The sequence below is a fragment of the Xinfangfangia pollutisoli genome (assembly GCF_020179405.1).
Lineage (GTDB): Bacteria > Pseudomonadota > Alphaproteobacteria > Rhodobacterales > Rhodobacteraceae > Pseudogemmobacter > Pseudogemmobacter pollutisoli.
This window is the reverse complement of the sequence record NZ_JAICBZ010000076.1, coordinates 1-18,606: the sequence shown is the minus strand read 5'-3', so window position 1 is coordinate 18,606 and position 18,606 is coordinate 1. Positions and strand designations below refer to the sequence as shown.

The window sequence follows — 18,606 nt, the reverse complement described above, 5'->3', positions numbered from 1 at the left end:
CGCCTCGGCACGGGCCCGCGCCGCGCCGGCCAGCGCGCCGATCTGGTCGATCTGGGCACCGATCACCTGGGCCAGGGCGGCGCCCTCGGCCTCGCGCATGGCATGGAAATCGGCCAGAAGCCCCGGCAGGTCGGCCAGAATGGCCGCGCGCAGCGGGCCCGTGTCTTCATCGGCGGCGCCCTGTTCCAGCACACCGCGCATGCCCAGCACATCGGCCGCCGTGGGTTGGGCCAGCGTCACGCCCGCGGCCATGGCAGCCCCCTCGACCTCGGCCAAAGCCTGCAGCACGCCGCCCAGGATCTGCGGGTTCAGCCGCAGCGCCTCGGCCCCGCCCGTCTCGCGCGAGACCTTTAGCGACAGGCTGACATTGCCGCGCCCCAACGCCTTCTGCAGCTCGGCCCGCAGCGCCAGTTCCAGCCCGTCCACCCAGTCGGGCACCCGCATCCGCAGATCCAGCCCCTTGCCGTTGACCGAACGGATATCCCAGATCCAGCCATAACCGGCCCCGGAATTGCGTCGGGTTGCGAAACCCGTCATCGAGATTGTCACTGCACCTGCTCCTGATCTCAACCGCGGCGAGAATTTACCATTTGTAGAGATTTTCGTCCGAATCCGCGCGAAACGGGATTATGTTCATTTCATGGCAATCTTGATTACCGTCGCCTTAATCCCGCCATCACGGCCGGACGCCGCGCCAGCCACGGCGCCTGGTCCGGCCTAGCAGAGCGGGCGCGGCGCGGCAACACGGCCGGGGTGGGTTCGGCGGCAACGGCTCGGGAGAGATCGGATGGTTCTGACATTTTTCGGAGGCAAGGGCAGCGGCACCGAGCGGGCGGCGCAACGACCCGAGGCCTGGCGCCCCCTGCAGGTGCTGCGCGCCTATTGGGAAGGGCTGCGCGACGCCCAGGGCGGCCTGCCCGCCCGCAGCGACATCGACCCGCGCGGCCTGGCGCCAGCGCTGGACCAGGTCTTCATCGCCGAACGGATCGGCACCGGGCTGATCCGCATGCGGATTTCCGGCATGGGGCTGACGGATCTGGCCGGGCTGGACATGAAGGGCCTGCCGCTCTCGACGCTGTTCCTGCCCGAGGCGCGCGCCCGGCTGGCGGAGGTGATCGAGCGGGTCTTCACCCTGCCCGTGGCGGCCGAACTGCATCTTGAGGCCGAGCGCACGATCGGCCGGCCGGCGCTGGCGGCGCGGCTTCTGCTGCTGCCGCTGCGTTCGGTCGGGGGGAAATGCGATCTGGTGCTGGGCTGTCTGGCGACCGAGGGGCAGATCGGCCGCGCGCCCCGCCGCTTTGCCATCGCCCGCGCGGTCGAGGAGCGGCTGATCCTGGCCGGCGATGCGCCGATGCCGCAAGCCCTGGCGCCAGAGCCGGCGCTGATCCCCGCCTTTGCCGAGGCGCCGGCCCCCGCCCCCGAACTGCTGCCATTGCCGTTGCCGCCGCAGGCGGTTTCCCGGCCGATCAAGGGGCGCCCGCATCTGCGGCTGGTCCATTCCGCCGACTAGAGCTGCCCGCCGCAATGAAAAAGGCGCCGGCCCCGCAGGGGACCGGCGCCTTTTAGATGTCGAGCCCGGCCCTTACAGCGCCACGCGCCGGGCGTCGTCGCGCTGACGGGTCAGCTCTTCGGCCACCAGGAAGGCCAGTTCCAGCGCCTGGCTGGCATTCAGCCGCGGATCGCAAGCGGTGTGGTAGCGGTCGGACAGGTCTTCATCCTTCACCGCGCGCAGGCCGCCGGTGCATTCGGTCACGTCGCGGCCCGTCATCTCGAAATGCACGCCCGCGGGCACGGTGCCCTCGGCCTGATGGATCGCGAAGAATTCGCGCACTTCGCGCAGCACGGAATCGAAGGGCCGGGTCTTGTAGCCCGACGAGGATTTGATCGTGTTGCCATGCATCGGATCACAGGACCAGACCACGCTGGCGCCTTCCTCTTGCACCGTCTTGATCAGCCGCGGCAGGTGATCGCCCACCTTGCCCGCGCCGAAGCGCGCGATCAGCGTCAGCCGGCCCGGTTCGTTTTCCGGGTTCAGCTTGGCCATCAGCACTTTCAGATCCTCGGCCGTGGTCGAGGGCCCGCATTTCAGCCCGATCGGGTTCAGCACACCGCGGCAGAATTCGACATGCGCGCCATCGGGCTGGCGGGTGCGGTCGCCGATCCAGATCATGTGGCCCGAGCCCGCCACCGGCTGGCCGGTGATGGAATCGATCCGGCACAGCGCCTCTTCATATTCCAAGAGCAGCGCTTCATGGCTGGTGTAGAAATCGACGCTGGCCAGTTCCGGCGCGGTGGTCGAGGTGACGCCGGCCGCGTTCATGAAATCAAGCGCGTCCGAGATCCGGTTCGACAATTCGCGATAGCGTTCCGCCTTGTCATGCTCGGCAAAGCCCAGCGTCCAGGCATGGACCCGGTGGATATCGGCGAAACCGCCGGTCGAGAAGGCGCGCAGCAGGTTCAGACTGGCCGCGGCCTGGGTATAGGCCTGCAGCATCCGCTGCGGATCGGGCATCCGCGCCGCAGGCGTCGGGTCGAAGCCGTTGATGATGTCGCCCTTGTAGCTGGGCAGTTCGACGCCGTTGATCACCTCGGTCGGGGCCGAGCGCGGCTTGGCGAACTGGCCGGCCATGCGCCCGACCTTGATCACCGGAACCTTGGCGGCAAAGGTCAGCACGACGGCCATCTGCAGCATCACCCGGAACGTGTCGCGGATGTTGTCGGCGCTGAATTCGGCAAAGCTTTCGGCGCAATCGCCGCCCTGCAGCAGGAAGGCCTTGCCCTGGGCGGCCAGCGCCAGCTTGTCCTTCAACCGGCGCGCTTCGCCGGCAAAGACCAGCGGCGGATACTTCGCCAATTGCGTCTCGGCCGCGGCCAGCGCGGCCTGATCGGGATAATCCGGCATCTGGATGCGCGGCTTGGCGCGCCAGTCGGATTTGGTCCAGCCCTTGGTCATAACACCCTCCCCGACCCCCCTCCGGGATCGTTTGCGGTAACGGAACCGCCCTATACAGGCGGACCGGCACAGATGCAAAGGGCTTTGCCCGGTTGCGACGACGGCTGCAACAGGTTGCAACAGGACGTGATCATTCCCGACACCGAACCGCCGCTTTCGCCCCTTGCACAGTTGTAAAATATGAGCCTCAATGCCAACAAACGACAAGCCAGGTCGCAAATCATGCCCCTCCCCGAGCGCAAGGCCGCCCATGCCACCGTTGCCCATGCGCCGCGCCGCTTCATCTTCCTGTTGCTAGACCGCTTCACCATGCTGGCCTTCGCCTCGGCGATCGAGCCTTTGCGCATCGCCAACCGCGTGGCCGGCAAGACGATCTACACCTGGGCGCTGGCTGGCGAAGGCGGCGAGACGGCGACCTGTTCCAATGGCGCCTCGTTCAAGCTGGACATGGGCCTTGATGAGATCGAGCGCGACGATGTGCTGCTGGTCTGCGGCGGCATCGACGTACAGCGGGCCACGACGCGCAGCGTGCTGAACTGGCTGCGGCGCGAGGCGCGGCGCGGGGTGACGGTGGGCGGGCTGTGTACCGGGTCTTATGCGCTGGCGCGGGCGGGGCTGCTGGATGGCAAGAAGGCGACGATCCACTGGGAAAACCAGGACGGATTCCTTGAGGAATTCGAAGAGGTCCGGCTGACGAAATCGGTCTTCGTGATGGATGGCAACCGCTGGAGCACGGCGGGGGGCACCTCGTCGCTGGACCTTATGCTGAAGGTGATCGCCGCCGATCATGGCGAGGATGTCGCCAATACCGTGGCCGATCAGCTGATCTATTCCACCATCCGCACCGATCAGGACACCCAGCGCCTGTCGATCCCGACCCGGATCGGCGTGCGGCATCCGAAATTGTCCCAGGTCATCCAGATGATGGAGGGCAATATCGAGGATCCGATGTCGCCTGCCGATCTGGCCGAGGAAGTGGGCATGTCGACCCGCCAGCTGGAGCGGCTGTTCCGCCGCTACCTGAACCGCAGCCCCAAGCGCTATTACATGGAGTTGCGGCTGCAAAAGGCGCGCAACCTGCTGATGCAGACCGATATGAGCGTGATCAATGTCGCGCTGGCCTGCGGCTTTGCCAGCCCGTCGCATTTCTCGAAATGCTATCGCAGCCATTACAACACCACGCCCTATCGCGAGCGTGGGACACAGGGCATTCCGGGCGCCCTGGCGGTGCGCCTGTCGATCTGACAGGCGCCCGCCCGGCGGCCGCGATCAGGCCAGCCGTTCCGCCAAGGGGTCGGCGCCAAAGCGGTTGGGCCCGGCCGTTCCGCGCGAACAGAAGAACACCAGCAGCACGATCGCCCCGACCAGCGGCACCAGCCCGATCAGCAGCCACCAGCCGGATTTGTCGGTGTCATGCAACCGGCGCACTCCGACCGCCAGGCCGGGCAGAAAGTTGATCAGCGCCCAGATCAGGCTCAGCGGCCCGCCAGAGTAGCTGGCCGACATCATCCCCTCGCCCGCCATCATCATCCCCCGGCCGAGCCCGAGGGTCAGCTCGATCATGGCGATCAGCACCATGGCGAGGATGTTGAACAGCACCCACCACCAGTATTCCGACCGCCGCGCGCGGCCCTGGAAGCTGAGATAATTTCCGTAGACATGTTTGACGGCTTCAAGAAAACCCATCTTGTCCTCCGCCCCTTTCCGAAAGGGTGCGGGAAGCCTAGCAGATCGCGGCCCCACCGCGAAGCGGGATCGCGGTGCCGCGGATTCGCAGGGGCCGGGCCTTCCGCCCTATCGCCCCACCGGCGCCAGCCGGTAGACCGCGCCATCGCTGACCGACAGGAACCAGATCGACCCGTCCGGCGCCTCGGCCACGTCGCGCACGCGGCCGGTTTCGGGCGCGGCAAGCCGCTCCTCGGCCCAGCCGGTGGGGGCGGGCGTCTCGGGGTCGAGCCGCGCCAGGAAATCGCTGTTCAGCGATCCGGTAAAGACATCGCCGCGCCAGTCCGGCACCAGCGCGCCGGAATAGACCATCAGCCCCGAGGGCGCGATGGACGGGTCCCAGACATGCAGCGGCTGCTCCATCCCGTCCTTGGCCGTGCCCTCGCCAATCGGCCCGCCGCCGTAATTCACCCCGTAGGAGATCACCGGCCAGCCGTAATTCCGGCCCTGCGCGGGCGCGTTCACCTCGTCGCCGCCCTGGGCGCCATGCTCGACGGTCAAGAGCCGGCCGCCCAGATCCAGCGCCGCGCCCTGGATGTTGCGATGCCCGACCGACCAGACCCCGGCCCGCCAGCCTTCAACCTGCACGCCCGGGCTGCCATCGCGGGCAAGCCGGATCACCTTGCCAAGCGCGTTGGACGGGTCCTGCGCCTCTTGCCCGCCGGGGCCGGTGCCGCGCTCGCCCGTGGTCAGGAAGACCGCGCCATCCGCGGCCTCGACCAGACGCGCCCCGAAATGCCGCCCGCCCGGCGCCGCTTCGGCCTGAAAGACCGGGGTGAAACCGTCCAGCCGCCCGTCTTCGGTCAGCCGCCCATGCCCCGCCGCCGTCGCCGCCCCGCCCGGAACCGGCGCCGCATAGCTGAGCCAGATCTCGCGCGAGGCGGCGAAATCCGCCGGCACCATCACGTCCAGAAGCCCGCCCTGCCCCTCGGCAAAGACCTTTGGCAGGCCCGAGACCGCGACACGGCCGGCCTCGGTGATCCACCAAAGCTGGCCGCCGCGTTCGGTGACCAGAAACCCGCCCCCGGGCAGGAAGGCCAGGCCCCAGGGTTCGTCCAGGCCGGTCGCGACCGGCGTGATCGCCATCGGTCCGGCCGAACTGTCGATCTCGCCCGCCGTGGCGGCCAGGGGGGCAAGGGTCAGGCACAGAAGCAGGGCGTTGCGCATCGGTTCGTCCTTTCGCCGGTCTGCTGTCGATCTGGGGTGTGGCCGCCGCGATCCCAAGGCCAAGGGGCCCGATCTGCCCGATCTGACGGTGAATTTACCCAAGGGAATCCGCCACAGGCGCGGCTTCAAGGCGCTTTTCTTTTCGCAGAGGCCCCTCTAGGGTTTTCACAGGATTGCGATCCAATAAGGGAGACAGGGAATGAAAAAACTGCTGCTGGCCGCTTCGTCCTGCGCGTTGATGGCGGGCGCCGCCGGCGCCGAGGACGTCAAGCTGGGCATCCTGATCGGCTTCACCGGCCCGATCGAATCGCTGACGCCGAACATGGCCGCCGCGGCCGAACTGGCGATGGCCGAAGCCAATGCCTCGGGCGCGGTTGCCAATGGCTGGAGCTTCGTTCCGGTCCGCGCCGACTCGACCTGCGGCGACGCCTCGGCCGCCACCGCCGCCGCCGAACGTCTGATCACCTCGGATGCCGTGAATGGCATCGTGGGCGCCGACTGCTCGGGCGTGACCCGCGCGGTGCTGACCAATGTGGCGATGCCCAATGGCATGGTGATGATCTCGCCCTCGGCCACCTCGCCCGCGCTGAGCCAGGACGAGGATAACGGCCTGTTCTTCCGCACCGCGCCGTCGGATGCGCGCGAAGGCGAAGTCGCCGCCGACATCCTGGTCGAGAAGGGCGTGAAATCGGTCGCGATCACCTACACGAACAACGACTTCGGCAAGGGTGAATCGGAATTCATCGAGAAGTACTTCAAGGAAAAAGGAGGCAGCGTCACGATCAATGCCAGCCATGAAGACGGCAAGGCCGACTATTCGGCCGAAGTCGCGGCGCTGGCCTCGGCCGGCGGCGAGGTTCTGGTCGTCGCGGGCTATCTGGATCAGGGCGGCAAGGGCATCATCCAGGCAGCCCTGGATACCGGCGCCTTCTCGACCTTCTACCTGCCCGGCGGCATGATCGGCGACTCGCTGCCCGAAGCGATCGGCCCGGCGCTGGACGGCTCGTTCGGCGACATCGCCGCTTCGGATGCCGAAGGCAACACGATCCTGAAGGACATCGCGGCCGCGCTGCCGACGCCCTTCGACAGCACCACCGCCTATGCGTCGGAATCCTACGATGCCGCGGCGCTGTTCATCCTGGCCATGCAGGCTGCGGGGTCGACCGACCCCAAGGTCTACAAGGACAAGATCATGGAAGTCGCCAATGCGCCCGGCGAGAAGATCAATCCCGGCGAGCTGGGCAAGGCGCTGAAGCTGATCTCGGAAGGCAAGGATGTGGATTATCAGGGCGCGACCGGCGTCGAGATGATCGAACCGGGCGAGGCCGCCGGCCGCTACCGCGAGATCGTGATCAAGGACGGCAAGGTCGAGACCGTCAAATATCACTAAGCGGGCCTCGGGCCTGCACGACTTCCGGCCCGGGTCATCGCCCGGGCCGGATGCAAACAACAAGCCGCCGGGCAAAAGATCCGGGACCGGCATTCTGGGGACGCCATGATCAGGGTTGAAAACCTGCACCGCCATTTCGGCGGATTTCGCGCCGTTGACGGCGCAAGCCTGCAGATCAGGAAGGGCACGATCACCGGCCTGATCGGTCCGAACGGGGCGGGCAAATCCACGCTGTTCAACGTCATCGCCGGACGCCTGCCGCCCACATCGGGCCGGGTCTTCATGGGCGACGAGGATATCACCGGCCTGCCCCCGCATGCGCTGTTCGCCAAGGGCCTGCTGCGGACCTTCCAGATCGCGCATGAATTCGGCTCGATGACGGTGCGCGAAAACCTGATGATGGTGCCGGCCGGCCAGTCGGGCGAGACGCTGTGGAACGCGCTGTTCCGCCGCGCGGCCGTGGCCGAGGAAGAGGCGCGCGTCCGCGCCCGGGCCGATGAGGTGCTGGAGTTCCTGACCATCGCCCATCTGGCCGACGAGAAGGCCGCCAATATCTCGGGCGGGCAGAAGAAGCTTCTGGAACTGGGCCGGACGATGATGGTCGATGCCAAGATCGTCTTTCTCGACGAGGTCGGCGCCGGGGTGAACCGCACGCTGCTGAACACGATCGGCGAGGCGATCGTGCGGCTGAACCGCGAACGCGGTTATACGTTCTGCGTGATCGAGCATGACATGGATTTCATCGGCCGCTTCTGCGACCCGGTGATCTGCATGGCCGAGGGCAAGGTGCTGGCCGAAGGCACGGTCGACGAGGTGCGCAACGACGAGCGGGTGATCGAGGCCTATCTGGGCACCGGGCTGAAGAACAAGATCGTGAAGGAGCATCAGGCATGACGCGCAATCGCTGTCTCTGGGCGGCTGTACCGGCGCTTGTCCTGGCGCTGTCAGCGCCCGCAAGCGCGCAGCAGGTGGTCGGCAAGGCTATGGTCGAGGGCAAGACCGTTCTGCTGTTCAACAACCAGACCTGGGAGTTCGAAACCAAACCTCCGGGTGATGCGGGCTGCAAGACCGTGAATACCCGCCTGCAATTCTGTGGGCCGGAAAGCGTCTGGCGCCCCACCCGCCCGGCTTCATCTGAAATCCAGGCTGCCTATCGCTATGACGATACCCATTACGGCCAGTTCATCGAAGAAGCGATCGGCCGCAATGTCGGTTTGACCGACGAGTTGTTGCCCGGGCTTCTGCTGCAGAATGCCGAGATGCTTTCGGGCGGCACTCCGGTCCAGATCGACCAGTTCGACAGTCTGGTCGATGGGCACCCGGCCCATACTTTGGTCTATCAAGTCACCACGCAGGGAATGAAGGTGGTCTTTTTCAATACTTATGTCCTGGGCGACACCACGCTGCTGCAGGCCATGACCTATGTGATCGCGGCCAGCCCGACCGATGCGGACCGGGCCTTGCATGATCAGTTTCTGGGTCTCATCCGCTATTCGTTGGACTAGGCGCATGGCTGAGCCCTTTCTGATCGGCGAGAACATGACGGGCGGCTATGGGGCCGCCGATATCCTGCATTCCTGCACGCTGGCCGTCGAAAAGGGCGAGATCGCGGTGATCGTGGGCCCGAATGGCGCGGGGAAATCCACCGCGATGAAGGCGGTCTTCGGCATGCTGAAGCTGCGCCAGGGCACGGTGCGGCTGGCGGGCGAGGACATCACCGCGCTGGCGCCGCAGGCGCGGGTGCGCAAGGGCATGGGCTTCGTGCCGCAGACCCACAACATCTTCACCACGATGACGGTGCAGGAAAACCTGGAAATGGGCGCCTTCATCCGCGAAGACGACCAGATCGCCGAGACGATGGAGCAGGTCTATCATCTGTTCCCGGTCCTGCGCGAAAAGCGCTGGCAGAAGGCGGGCGAATTGTCGGGCGGGCAGCGCCAGCAGGTGGCGGTCGGGCGCGCGCTGATGACGCGGCCCAAGGTCTTGATGCTGGATGAACCCACCGCCGGCGTGTCGCCCATCGTGATGGACGAATTGTTCGACCGGATCATCGAGATCGCCCGCAGCGGCATCTCGATCCTGATGGTCGAACAGAATGCCCGCCAGGCGCTGGAGATCGCCCATAAGGGCTATGTGCTGGTCCAGGGATCGAACCGCTACACCGACACCGGGCACGCGCTGCTGGCCGACCCCGATGTGCGTCGCAGCTTTCTGGGGGGCTGAGGATGCACTTTGCTTTCCTCCACGCCCCCGCGCTTTTCACCGGTCTGGCCGCGGCAATGGCGCTGCCTGCCGCGGCGGGCGCGCGCGATCTGACCTGCAAGGTCGGCTTCGCCTGCAGCGATGGCAGCTGCACCGGCACCGAGCGCCACTTTGCCGCGACCCAGACCGAGACCGGCTTTTCCCTTGAAACCCAGGGCGGCCGACATGTGCTGGTGGCGCTGGATCGCAGCTCGGGCGGCGATCTGGTCTATGGCGGCCAGCCTGGCGCCAAACTTTATGGTGTGCTGTTCCTGTCGCCCGATGGCGGCGGCGATCTGCTGATCGAAGGCGTCAACGGCTGGAGCGAAAGCCTGCGCGAGATGATGATTTGCACGGAGGCCAAGGGCTGATGGACGCGCTGAATGCCCTGGTGGCCTTCCTGAATTTCATCGTCGTGCCGGGCCTGGCCTATGGCAGCCAATTGGCGCTGGGGGCGCTGGGGATCACGCTGATCTTCGGCGTCCTGCGGTTTTCCAACTTCGCCCATGGCGACACGATGGCCTTCGGCACGGCCTTCGTGATCCTGTTCACCTGGTGGTTCCAGTCGATGGGCATCTCGGCCGGGCCGCTGCCCACCGCGCTTCTGGCCCTGCCCCTGGGCATCGCCGTGACCATCGCCATGGTGCTGGGCACCGACCGGCTGGTCTATCGCTTCTACCGCAAGCAGAAGGCCAAGCCGATCATCCTAGTCATCGTCTCGACCGGGGTGATGTTCGTGATGAACGGGCTGGTGCGGATGATCATCGGCACCTCCGAGAAGAACTTTGCCGATGGCGCGCGCATGGTGCTGTCACCGCAGGATTTCAAGGCGGCAACCGGCCTGGCCGAGCCGCTGGCGATCAAGACCACGGCGCTGGTGTCGGTCGTGGTGGCGCTGGTCTGCGTGGCGGCGCTGTTCTGGTTCCTGCAGAAGACCCGCACCGGCAAGTCGATGCGCGCCTTCGCCGATAACGAGGATCTGGCGCTGCTGTCGGGCATCAATCCCGACCGGGTGGTGATGATCACCTGGATGATCGCGGGCACCCTGGCCTGCATCGCCGGCACGCTGTACGGGCTGGACAAGTCCTTCCGGGTCTTCGTCTATTTCGGCCTCTTGATGCCGATCTTCGCCGCCGCCATCGTGGGTGGGCTGGGCTCTCCGCTGGGGGCCATTGCCGGCGGCTTCATCGTGGCCTTTTCCGAACTGCTGGTCACCAATGCCTGGCGCAAGATCCTGTCTTATCTGGTGCCACCCGACCGGCTGGGCGACGGGCTGTATCAGGCGCTGTCGACCGATTACAAAGTGGCGGTCAGCTTCGGCATCCTGATCCTTGTGCTGCTGTTCCGGCCGAACGGCCTTTTCGGAGGCAAATAACATGCGCAATCTGCTGCTTTTCGCGGGCGTGGCCCTGCTGTTCGTGCTGACGGGCTTTCTGCAAAGCTGGAACCTGTCGCTGCAGATCCTGAACCTGGCGCTGCTGTCGGCGGTGATGGCGATCGGGGTCAACATCCAATGGGGCTATGCGGGGCTGTTCTCGACCGGGATCGTCGGCTCGGTGGCGCTGGGGGGGCTGGCGGTCGTCTTGGTCTCCAGCAAGCCCGTGCCCGAGGGCTGGGCGGCGGGCGGACCGCGGATCCTGGCAGCCCTGGTCTTTGCCGGCTTCGCGATCTGGCTGGCGGGGCGGCTGTACCGGGCGCTGCCCAAATCGCGGACCCGCGCCCTGGCGATGACCGCCTTCCTGCTGGTGGCCTTCTTCATCTATCGCGCCGTCCTGGATCCGGCGGTGCTGGCGGTGGAAACCAACAACCCCTCGCATGCCGGCAATATCGGCGGGCTGGGGCTGAATTCGCTTTGGGCCTGGCCGGTCGGCGCGGCCCTTGCGGCTGCGGCGGCCTGGCTGATCGGCAAGATCGCCCTGGGCCTGCGCGAGGATTATCTGGCCATCGCCACGCTGGGGATCGCCGAAATCATCGTCGCGGTGATGCGCAACGAAGACTGGCTGGCGCGCGGGGTGAAGAACCTGATCGACCTGCCCCGGCCCTGGCCGGTGCCGCGGGAAATCGACCTGCAGGCGGATCCGGCCTATCTGGACATGGTCGGCTCTTTCGGGCTGGACCCGGTCAGCACCTCGACCATTCTGGTCAAGCTGATGTATGCCGCGATGTTCGGCCTGGTGCTGGTCGGGCTGATCTGGCTGTGCGAGCGGGCGCTGAAATCGCCCTGGGGCCGGATGGTGCGCGCGATCCGCGACAATGAGATCGCGGCCGAGGCCATGGGCAAGGACGTGAAGCGCCGCCATCTGCAGATCTTCATCATCGGCGCGGCGGTCGTCGGGCTGGCGGGGGCGATGATGACCTCGATGGAGGGGCAGCTGACCCCGCAAAGCTACATTCCGCTGCGCTTCACCTTCCTGGTCTGGGTGATGGTGATCGTGGGCGGATCGGGCAACAACTGGGGCGCGGTGCTGGGCGGGCTGCTGATCGGCTGGCTGTATCTGGCGGTTGAATTCCTGGGCCCGCAGCTGATGGACTGGATCACCGCCAGCCTGCCGCCCGGAGAGCTGAAGACCCGCCTGCAGGAAACCGCCGCGCATATGCGGCTGCTGACGCTGGGCGTGGTGCTGCTTCTGGTGCTGCGCTTCGCGCCGAAGGGACTGATCCCGGAGAGGTAGCTCAGCCTGGCACCGGGATTTCGTCGATCAGCACCGTGCGCAAAATCAGCGGCGGCGCGGTGTCTGATTCATTGCTGATTTTTTCGCCGACGCAGCCCGGAGCGGATTGGTCAGGGTGCAGCGTGGTGAAATCGAAGGGCTTTTCTTGTTGAACCAGAATGCCCAGAAGTCGGCTGCGCAGATCGAAAACCGGCGATCCGCTGGAGACTTTGAAATTGTCGATCCAGGCGGTGAACAAAGTGTCGCTGAAGCTCGCAATCCTGACTTCCAGCCCGGCAATGCCCTTCTTCGGCCTGCCCTGCGGGTGGCCGACGGAATAGACCGGATCATTGATCGCCAAAACGGCGTCATTGGCCAGTTCTACCGGCTCGGGCAGGCCCTGTACCGCAGCCGGCACGGTGACATAGGCGATGTCGGCCAGCGGGTGCAGGCGCAACTGCGCCGGTGAAATCTCGATCCAGAGATCCGAGGTGAACGTGGATCCCGCGCTGTCGTAGCCACTGTCCAAGTCGTCGAAATCGAAGACCAGATACGCCTGCATATCGCCCTGAAAATCCTCAAGACAATGCTTTGCAGTGACCCAGAGCCTATTGCCCTGATCGTCCTGCGCCAGAACCCCCGTGCAACGCCCCAGCAGCAACTCGGCCCCGGTCTTCGCGTCACAGAATCTTCCGCGCGAAGCCGCCTCGGCGCCGTAGGTCATCAGCTGCGGAAAGCTTAGCTGCCCGTCCTGCCGAAAAATCGTATGCACCTCCGGGTCGACCAGAACCAACACACCCGTCGCCGCCGCCGCGCGCTGCCGCCTGGCCTTTGCCACATCCTCGGACAGATCCCGCGGACGCAGGATGATCATATCCTTGCTGGGCTGATCCAACAGAGTCTGGACCGATCGAATGTCATTTTCGCCGATGATGTGCTTCACCGCGAAGTCGCCCGGCAGAATATAGCCTTGCTCCTTGAAGAATTCTATCAACGTGGTGATGTCGCCATCACGGTAGAAGACCTGGTAAAGATCAACTCCTTGATATCCAAAACTATCGAGCAGGAATTCCCGATATCTTGGCCGGTAGCTTTCAGCGATTCCGTATAGGTCTTCGAACTCCTGAAGCACCATCGGGGGGGATTCGATGAATTCCATCCGGATCCTTCTGCCCTCCATCACAATGGAGAATTCCAGATCTAGAGAAGCCGAACCTTCCGGCGGCGCCAGAGATACCGGGCCGCCAGGATCAAGCCGCAATCCCTTCGGCAAAACCAGACCCAATGACGGCGATACCGGAGAAATTGCTTGATCGCGACTGCCTAACAGCCAATCATTCGGGATCAAGGCGTCTTCCGCCAATGTCCAGACAAGCGGGATTTCCTCTTCCGCCCACGCAGCCTGCGCGCAGACAAGACCCAGGCAGATCAGCGGAACCGATACGACACAGCGCATTCGACACCCCGTATTTTCATGGTGAAAGGTGACGTGCATGAAACTCGCCAAGCTTTGGATTGTCGCGCCGCTTCTTCTTGGCTGTCAACTGGAAGATCCCGCCAGCCCAGACCCCAAACCGCAATCGCCCGCTGCTACCGCCAAGGCAGAACCTGCAAAATCGGCACCGATCGGGCCCGGCCTGATTGCCTGCGAAACGCTTTGGTCAGCCCCTTCAGGCGCGGTCGCTGTGGCAGAGGACACCCCGGCCCTGCCTGCCGATGCGCCCGGAGAACCTGTCTTTGAGCCATTCGCTCCTGCTGCTTTCGGGATTCTGGGCGAGATCGGCAGCGTCCCGATCGACAATGAAAAGCGCGTCGCGGATGGCAGGGAGGCCGTGCCCCCTGAAGGCGACGGCGTCGTGTCCATTCTTGTCACCTGGGATCGCAACAATGCAGAACTGAAAGCGACGCTTGGCAAGGAAAGCTTTCATGCCGGCACCTGCACTGGAAGCCTGATCGGTTCGCAATGGGTCCTGACTGCTGCGCATTGCGCGTTCAAGCGCAGCGAAACCCGCCCGGTTCATGAAATCGCCAATGCCCGCGGCGTCATGGTTTTTTTTGACGAGACCAAGAAATGGGGCGGGAAAGGCGTCACCGGAAAGCTATATTGCCATTCCAATTACGGGCTCACCAGGGGAAATCATGTGAATGACCTTGCGCTGATCCGGCTTGACAGCCCGGTCCCGCACAAGACCATGCCCTTGGTGACCCGCGCGGATGCGCCGATGAACAGCCGTGCCGGTGGAATTGTTCTGACCAGCTACGGCTTCGGCCAGATCGCACCCGGAACCTCAAGCGATGTCTTGCTGGTCGGCACGCTCTGGCTGCTGAAGAACCCGGTTGCCTGTGCGCTCGGAGGGGGGGCAAAGTTGACATTTTGCTCGCAAACCATCGGAACACACCAGAAGCCCAGCTCGATCTGTCCGGGTGACAGCGGCGGGCCGACACTTGCGCAGGCGGCCGATGGCAAGATGCGTCAGTTCGGTGTCAACAGCTTCATTTCAAACCCGAATGCCGACAAGGTGATCTGCGGGCAATCTGGGAACTACAGCGCGTTTGTCGAGCTACGTCAGTATCTGGACTGGATCGTGCGGGGGACTGGTCTGGCCCTATAAGGCATTTGCGACATATCCTGTCGCAAAACCTCATGCCCTGCGCGGTTTGCCCGGCCAATCTGCCGGCAAAGCTTCAACGGGAGTCCCCTGACATGAAAACCCATGCCCGCGTGGTGGTGATCGGCGGCGGCGTCGTCGGATGTTCGGTGCTGTATCACCTGACCAAGCTTGGCTGGTCCGACGTCATGCTGATCGAACGCTCGGAACTGACCTCGGGCTCGACCTGGCATGCCGCGGGGGGGTTCCACACGCTGAACGGCGATACCAATATGGCGGCGCTGCAGGGCTATACGATCCGCCTGTACAAGGAGCTGGAGGCGATCACCGGCCTGTCCTGCGGGCTGCACCATGTCGGCGGCGTGACGCTGGCCGACAACCCCGCCCGGTTCGAGCAGCTGAAGGCCGAACGCGCCAAGCACCGTTACATGGGCCTGGATACCGAAATCGTCGGGCCCGAAGAGATTCTGAAGCTGACCGAGGGGATGGTGAACCTCGAAGGCATCATCGGTGGGCTTTACGATCCGCTGGACGGCCATCTGGACCCCTCGGGCACCACCCATGCCTATGCCAAGGCGGCGCGGATGGGCGGGGCCGAGATCGTGCTGCACAATCGGGTACTGGAAACCAATCCCACCAAGGACGGCTGGGAAGTGGTGACCGAAAAGGGCACCGTCACCTGCGAGCATCTGGTCAATGCCGGCGGGCTTTGGGCGCGGGAAGTGGGCGCCATGGCGGGGGTCTATCTGCCGCTGCTGCCGATGGCGCATCAATATCTGGTCACCGATGACGTGCCCGAGATCATGGAGATCCTGAAAGCCGGCCGTGAATTCCCGCATGTGATGGATCCGGGCGGCGAAAGCTATCTGCGCCAGGAAGGCCGCGGCTTCTGCATCGGCTTTTACGAAAAACCCTGCGAACCTTGGTCGGTCGACGGCACGCCCTGGACCTTCGGCCATGAGCTGCTGAACGAGAATTTCGACAAGATCGAAGATTCTGTCGCCTTCGCCTATCGCCGCTTCCCGGTGCTGGAACGTTCGGGTGTCAAGCGGGTGATCCATGGCCCCTTCACCTTCGCGCCCGATGGCAATCCGCTGATCGGCCCCGTCCCGGGCCTGCGCAATTACTGGTCGGCCTGCGCGGTCATGGCCGGTTTCTCGCAGGGCGGCGGCATGGGCCTGGCCTTGGCGCAATGGATGATCGAGGGCGAGGTCGAACGCGACCCGCGCGGCTTCGATGTCAGCCGCTTCGGCAATTGGACCTCGCCGGGCTATACCGTGCCGAAGGTGATCGAAAACTACCAGATGCGCTTCAACGTATCCTATCCGAACGAGGAACGCCCGGCCGCGCGGCCCTTCCGCATGACGCCGATGTATGACGTCTTCGACGGGATGGGTGCGGTCTGGGGCCAGCAATACGGGCTGGAAGTGGTGAATTACTTCGCCCTGCCCGGCGAGTCGCGGCTTGAGACGCCCACCTTCAAACGCTCGAACGCCTGGGAGGCGACGCGCCAGGAAGTGCGCGCGCTGCGCGAAGGCGTGGGCATCAACGAATTGCAGAATTTCGGCAAATATCTGGTGAAAGGCCCCGGCGCGCGGGCCTGGCTGGACCGGATCATGGCCGGGCGGATCCCCAAGCCCGGGCGGCTGTCGCTGACGCCGATGCTGGCGGAATCGGGCAAGATCATCGGCGATTTCACCGTCTCCTGCCTGTCGGAAACCGAATTCCAGCTGACCGCCAGCTATGGCGCGCAAGGCTGGCATCAGCGCTGGTTCGACGATCACGCCGCGCCGGGCGTGACGGTGGAAAACATCTCGGACAGCCGGTCTGGCTTTACCATCGCCGGCCCCGCCGCGCGCGATCTGCTGGCCAAGGTGACGCGGGCCGATGTCTCGGCCCAGGCGTTCCGGTTCATGGATGTGAAGAAACTGACCGTCGGCATGGCGAATTGCATCGTCCAGCGCGTCAGCTACACCGCCGATCTGGGCTACGAGATCTTCTGCGACATCCATTCCGTGCGCCATCTGTGGGATGTGCTGATGGCGGCGGGCAAGGATCTGGGCATCCGGCCCTTCGGCATGCGCGCGATGATGAGCCTGCGGCTGGACAAGTGGTTCGGCAGCTGGGGGCGCGAATTCTCGCCCGATTACACCCCCGCCGAAACCGGGCTGGACCGCTTCATCGCCTGGAACAAGGAAGCCGACTGGATCGGCAAGGCCCCGGCCCTGGCCGAGAAAGCCGCCGGGCCAAAGCGCCGGCTGGTGACGATGGTGGTCGATGCGGCCGATGCCGATGTGGTGGCCTGGGAGCCGATCTGGCTGGACGGCGCCGTGGTCGGCTTCTGCACCAGCGGAGGGTTCAGCCACTGGACAGGCAAATCGGTGGCACAGGGCTTCATCCCGGCCGATCGGGTGCAGGATGGGCTGGCGCTGGAGATCGAGATCCTGGGCGAAAAGCGCGCCGCAAAGGTGCATCTCGCGCCGATCTGGGACGATGGCGGGCGGATGCGGGCCTGAGGGCCCGCCTCACGCCTCGATCCATCTGCGAAGCATCGGATCACCCGGCCCAATCGACGCTTTGGCCATGATAGCCGGCCCGGCCCAGCGACAGGCGCTGATCGCCGGGCCAAAGCCGCAGCGTCAGGCCGGCGCTGCCCGGCACCGCATCCCCCTCCATTCCCAGCCAGGCCAGCTGCGCCTGCGCGCTGGCCCGCGCCCCGGCCTGCTCCATGGCAGCCGCGATCCGGGCCTGCGACGCGGGCGGGAAATACTGATGCGCGATCGTGTGGCAGACCAGATGGCAGCGCCCCGGCCAGGGCGCTTGCAGCCGCGCCTCCAACCAGTCGGCGGCATCGGCCTTGTCGACCTGCGGCGGATGGGTCCTGGCAATCTCCAGCGCCTGGCGCATCCGCGCCAGACGCGCGGCCTGATCGGGCCAGACATAGGCCAAAAGCCGCAGCGCATCATCCTGTGCCGACAGCGGGTTCAGATCGACGCCGCGCGCCTCGATCACCGGAACGGCGCCCGGATGCGGCGCGGGCCCGCGCCAGTCGGGGCGCAGTAGCAAGGGGCTTGCCGCATCGCCCGAGACCGCGACGCCAACCTGCAGCCCGTAGCGGAAGAAATTCAGGTTCAGCCCGGCGCTGGCCCCCAGTTCCGAGACCTGCAGCGGCAGGCCGGTCCGCGCCGCGACCCAGGCGGCGCCGGCGATCAGCACGGCGCTGCGGCCGACCTCGTTCGTTTGCGGCGCATGGGTCACCCAATCGGCAAGCCAGGCCTGATGCCGGGCCAGAACCCCGGGCAAAAGCGGCGCCGGCATGCCATCGCCCTGCGGCGGCCAGGCCGCCTGCAGCGCCGGCTCTTGCCCGGAAAGATGCAGGTAATGCAGGCCCCCGGCCAGCCGCAGCGGCAACGATGCCCCGCGCGGCCCCGGATCGCCCGGAATGCTGCCCAGCCGCGCCATCAGCTGCGGTGCGGCCAACAGCGCCTCGGGCAGGGCGCGCATCAGCCGCGCGGTAAAGCCCGATCCCAAGGCGTCACAGGCCAGGGCCTGTTCGATGAAAGCATTTTTCAGAACGTCTTGCATGATGACCCCCGACAGGGAAATCCTGCATTGCCGCGCAGCATGGGTCAATAAGATTGACCAATTTGCAGCAAAAGGTGATCGCGGCGCGAAACCGTGGCAAACTGCCGGCATGACCGATGCCCTGCCGCAGATTCTGATCCTGGCCGCCGGCGCCTCGTCGCGGATGCGCGGCGCCGACAAGTTGCTCGAGCCGGTCGCAGGCCGCCCGCTTCTGGCGCATGTGCTGGCCGAGGCCCAGGCCAGCGGCCTGCCGCTGCTTGTGGTGCTGCCGCCCGATCGGCCGGC

At 65.5% G+C, this 18,606-nt stretch carries 18 protein-coding genes; 12 read left to right on the top strand and 6 right to left on the bottom strand.

Features of this window, described 5'->3' with window-relative positions; all coding sequences use genetic code 11:
* Positions 1-549, bottom strand: a 549-nt coding sequence (locus K1Y73_RS17555; protein WP_318248255.1) for a YicC/YloC family endoribonuclease, incomplete at its 3' end; no start/stop codon positions are given.
* Between the two features lie 238 nt (positions 550-787).
* Here K1Y73_RS17555 and K1Y73_RS17550 point away from each other — a divergent pair.
* The gene (locus K1Y73_RS17550; RefSeq protein ID WP_225029606.1) at positions 788-1,510 is read left to right on the top strand and encodes a PAS domain-containing protein; all 723 of its coding nucleotides are present in this window, start codon (positions 788-790) and stop codon (positions 1,508-1,510) included.
* Positions 1,511-1,582: 72 nt separating this feature from the next.
* Here the strand turns inward: K1Y73_RS17550 and K1Y73_RS17545 are convergent, their stop codons facing one another.
* A complete protein-coding gene (locus K1Y73_RS17545) occupies positions 1,583-2,953 on the bottom strand; it encodes a class II 3-deoxy-7-phosphoheptulonate synthase (protein WP_225029605.1) in 1,371 nt (456 codons plus the stop codon).
* Positions 2,954-3,175: 222 nt separating this feature from the next.
* Between K1Y73_RS17545 and K1Y73_RS17540 the strand changes: the two genes are divergently transcribed.
* Positions 3,176-4,198 (top strand): GlxA family transcriptional regulator, encoded by a 1,023-nt coding sequence (locus K1Y73_RS17540; protein WP_225029604.1) that lies wholly within the window; start codon positions 3,176-3,178, stop codon positions 4,196-4,198.
* Positions 4,199-4,222: 24 nt separating this feature from the next.
* Here K1Y73_RS17540 and K1Y73_RS17535 read toward each other — a convergent pair whose 3' ends face one another.
* On the bottom strand, positions 4,223-4,639 hold the full coding sequence (locus tag K1Y73_RS17535) for a DUF805 domain-containing protein (RefSeq protein WP_225029603.1): 417 nt from the start codon (positions 4,637-4,639) through the stop codon (positions 4,223-4,225).
* Positions 4,640-4,747: 108 nt separating this feature from the next.
* Entirely contained in the window at positions 4,748-5,845 is a 1,098-nt protein-coding gene (locus K1Y73_RS17530) for a PQQ-dependent sugar dehydrogenase (RefSeq protein ID WP_225029602.1), read from the bottom strand.
* A gap of 199 nt (positions 5,846-6,044) precedes the next feature.
* Between K1Y73_RS17530 and K1Y73_RS17525 the strand changes: the two genes are divergently transcribed.
* The 7 genes from K1Y73_RS17525 (at position 6,045) to K1Y73_RS17495 (ending at position 12,148) form a co-directional block, all read left to right on the top strand.
* The gene (locus K1Y73_RS17525; RefSeq protein ID WP_225029601.1) at positions 6,045-7,235 is read left to right on the top strand and encodes an ABC transporter substrate-binding protein; all 1,191 of its coding nucleotides are present in this window, start codon (positions 6,045-6,047) and stop codon (positions 7,233-7,235) included.
* Between the two features lie 105 nt (positions 7,236-7,340).
* The gene (locus K1Y73_RS17520; RefSeq protein ID WP_225029600.1) at positions 7,341-8,129 is read left to right on the top strand and encodes an ABC transporter ATP-binding protein; all 789 of its coding nucleotides are present in this window, start codon (positions 7,341-7,343) and stop codon (positions 8,127-8,129) included.
* A complete protein-coding gene (locus K1Y73_RS17515) occupies positions 8,126-8,740 on the top strand; it encodes a hypothetical protein (protein ID WP_225029599.1) in 615 nt (204 codons plus the stop codon). Before K1Y73_RS17520 ends, K1Y73_RS17515 begins: the two co-directional genes overlap by 4 nt.
* Positions 8,741-8,744: 4 nt before the next feature.
* Positions 8,745-9,458, top strand: coding sequence for an ABC transporter ATP-binding protein (locus tag K1Y73_RS17510; RefSeq protein ID WP_225029598.1), 714 nt, complete (start codon positions 8,745-8,747; stop codon positions 9,456-9,458).
* A 2-nt stretch (positions 9,459-9,460) separates the two neighbouring features.
* The gene (locus tag K1Y73_RS17505) at positions 9,461-9,847 is read left to right on the top strand and encodes a hypothetical protein (RefSeq protein ID WP_225029597.1); all 387 of its coding nucleotides are present in this window, start codon (positions 9,461-9,463) and stop codon (positions 9,845-9,847) included.
* The gene (locus tag K1Y73_RS17500) at positions 9,847-10,851 is read left to right on the top strand and encodes a branched-chain amino acid ABC transporter permease (RefSeq protein ID WP_225029596.1); all 1,005 of its coding nucleotides are present in this window, start codon (positions 9,847-9,849) and stop codon (positions 10,849-10,851) included. The genes K1Y73_RS17505 and K1Y73_RS17500 overlap by 1 nt, the downstream gene beginning before the upstream one ends.
* A gap of 1 nt (position 10,852) precedes the next feature.
* Positions 10,853-12,148 (top strand): branched-chain amino acid ABC transporter permease, encoded by a 1,296-nt coding sequence (locus K1Y73_RS17495; RefSeq protein ID WP_225029595.1) that lies wholly within the window; start codon positions 10,853-10,855, stop codon positions 12,146-12,148.
* 1 nt (position 12,149) lies between these two features.
* Here K1Y73_RS17495 and K1Y73_RS17490 read toward each other — a convergent pair whose 3' ends face one another.
* Positions 12,150-13,583, bottom strand: coding sequence for a trypsin-like serine peptidase (locus tag K1Y73_RS17490; protein ID WP_225029594.1), 1,434 nt, complete (start codon positions 13,581-13,583; stop codon positions 12,150-12,152).
* A gap of 37 nt (positions 13,584-13,620) precedes the next feature.
* On the opposite strand from K1Y73_RS17490, the gene K1Y73_RS17485 reads away from it, so the two are divergent.
* Together K1Y73_RS17485 and K1Y73_RS17480 are read left to right on the top strand one after the other, a co-directional pair.
* The gene (locus K1Y73_RS17485; RefSeq protein ID WP_225029593.1) at positions 13,621-14,739 is read left to right on the top strand and encodes a S1 family peptidase; all 1,119 of its coding nucleotides are present in this window, start codon (positions 13,621-13,623) and stop codon (positions 14,737-14,739) included.
* Positions 14,740-14,831: 92 nt separating this feature from the next.
* Positions 14,832-17,252, top strand: coding sequence for a GcvT family protein (locus K1Y73_RS17480; RefSeq protein WP_225029592.1), 2,421 nt, complete (start codon positions 14,832-14,834; stop codon positions 17,250-17,252).
* 40 nt (positions 17,253-17,292) lie between these two features.
* On the opposite strand, the gene K1Y73_RS17475 is transcribed toward K1Y73_RS17480, so the two are convergent.
* Complete coding sequence (locus tag K1Y73_RS17475) at positions 17,293-18,321, bottom strand: DUF2332 domain-containing protein (protein WP_225029591.1); 1,029 nt, start codon at positions 18,319-18,321, stop codon at positions 17,293-17,295.
* Between K1Y73_RS17475 and K1Y73_RS17470 the strand changes: the two genes are divergently transcribed.
* The coding region (locus K1Y73_RS17470; RefSeq protein WP_225029590.1) for an NTP transferase domain-containing protein at positions 18,320-18,606 on the top strand (287 nt) is incomplete at its 3' end. The two genes, K1Y73_RS17475 and K1Y73_RS17470, sit on opposite strands and share 2 nt — an antisense overlap.

Bases quoted from the DNA above. Each gene is read 5' to 3' on its own strand.
- K1Y73_RS17550 (WP_225029606.1), top strand. From the start codon at position 788: ATGGTTCTGACATTTTTCGGAGGCAAGGGCAGCGGCACCGAGCGGGCG.
- K1Y73_RS17545 (WP_225029605.1), bottom strand. From the start codon at position 2,953: ATGACCAAGGGCTGGACCAAATCCGACTGGCGCGCCAAGCCGCGCATC.
- K1Y73_RS17540 (WP_225029604.1), top strand. From the start codon at position 3,176: ATGCCCCTCCCCGAGCGCAAGGCCGCCCATGCCACCGTTGCCCATGCG.
- K1Y73_RS17535 (WP_225029603.1), bottom strand. From the start codon at position 4,639: ATGGGTTTTCTTGAAGCCGTCAAACATGTCTACGGAAATTATCTCAGC.
- K1Y73_RS17530 (WP_225029602.1), bottom strand. From the start codon at position 5,845: ATGCGCAACGCCCTGCTTCTGTGCCTGACCCTTGCCCCCCTGGCCGCC.
- K1Y73_RS17525 (WP_225029601.1), top strand. From the start codon at position 6,045: ATGAAAAAACTGCTGCTGGCCGCTTCGTCCTGCGCGTTGATGGCGGGC.
- K1Y73_RS17520 (WP_225029600.1), top strand. From the start codon at position 7,341: ATGATCAGGGTTGAAAACCTGCACCGCCATTTCGGCGGATTTCGCGCC.
- K1Y73_RS17515 (WP_225029599.1), top strand. From the start codon at position 8,126: ATGACGCGCAATCGCTGTCTCTGGGCGGCTGTACCGGCGCTTGTCCTG.
- K1Y73_RS17510 (WP_225029598.1), top strand. From the start codon at position 8,745: ATGGCTGAGCCCTTTCTGATCGGCGAGAACATGACGGGCGGCTATGGG.
- K1Y73_RS17505 (WP_225029597.1), top strand. From the start codon at position 9,461: ATGCACTTTGCTTTCCTCCACGCCCCCGCGCTTTTCACCGGTCTGGCC.
- K1Y73_RS17500 (WP_225029596.1), top strand. From the start codon at position 9,847: ATGGACGCGCTGAATGCCCTGGTGGCCTTCCTGAATTTCATCGTCGTG.
- K1Y73_RS17495 (WP_225029595.1), top strand. From the start codon at position 10,853: ATGCGCAATCTGCTGCTTTTCGCGGGCGTGGCCCTGCTGTTCGTGCTG.
- K1Y73_RS17490 (WP_225029594.1), bottom strand. From the start codon at position 13,583: ATGCGCTGTGTCGTATCGGTTCCGCTGATCTGCCTGGGTCTTGTCTGC.
- K1Y73_RS17485 (WP_225029593.1), top strand. From the start codon at position 13,621: ATGAAACTCGCCAAGCTTTGGATTGTCGCGCCGCTTCTTCTTGGCTGT.
- K1Y73_RS17480 (WP_225029592.1), top strand. From the start codon at position 14,832: ATGAAAACCCATGCCCGCGTGGTGGTGATCGGCGGCGGCGTCGTCGGA.
- K1Y73_RS17475 (WP_225029591.1), bottom strand. From the start codon at position 18,321: ATGCAAGACGTTCTGAAAAATGCTTTCATCGAACAGGCCCTGGCCTGT.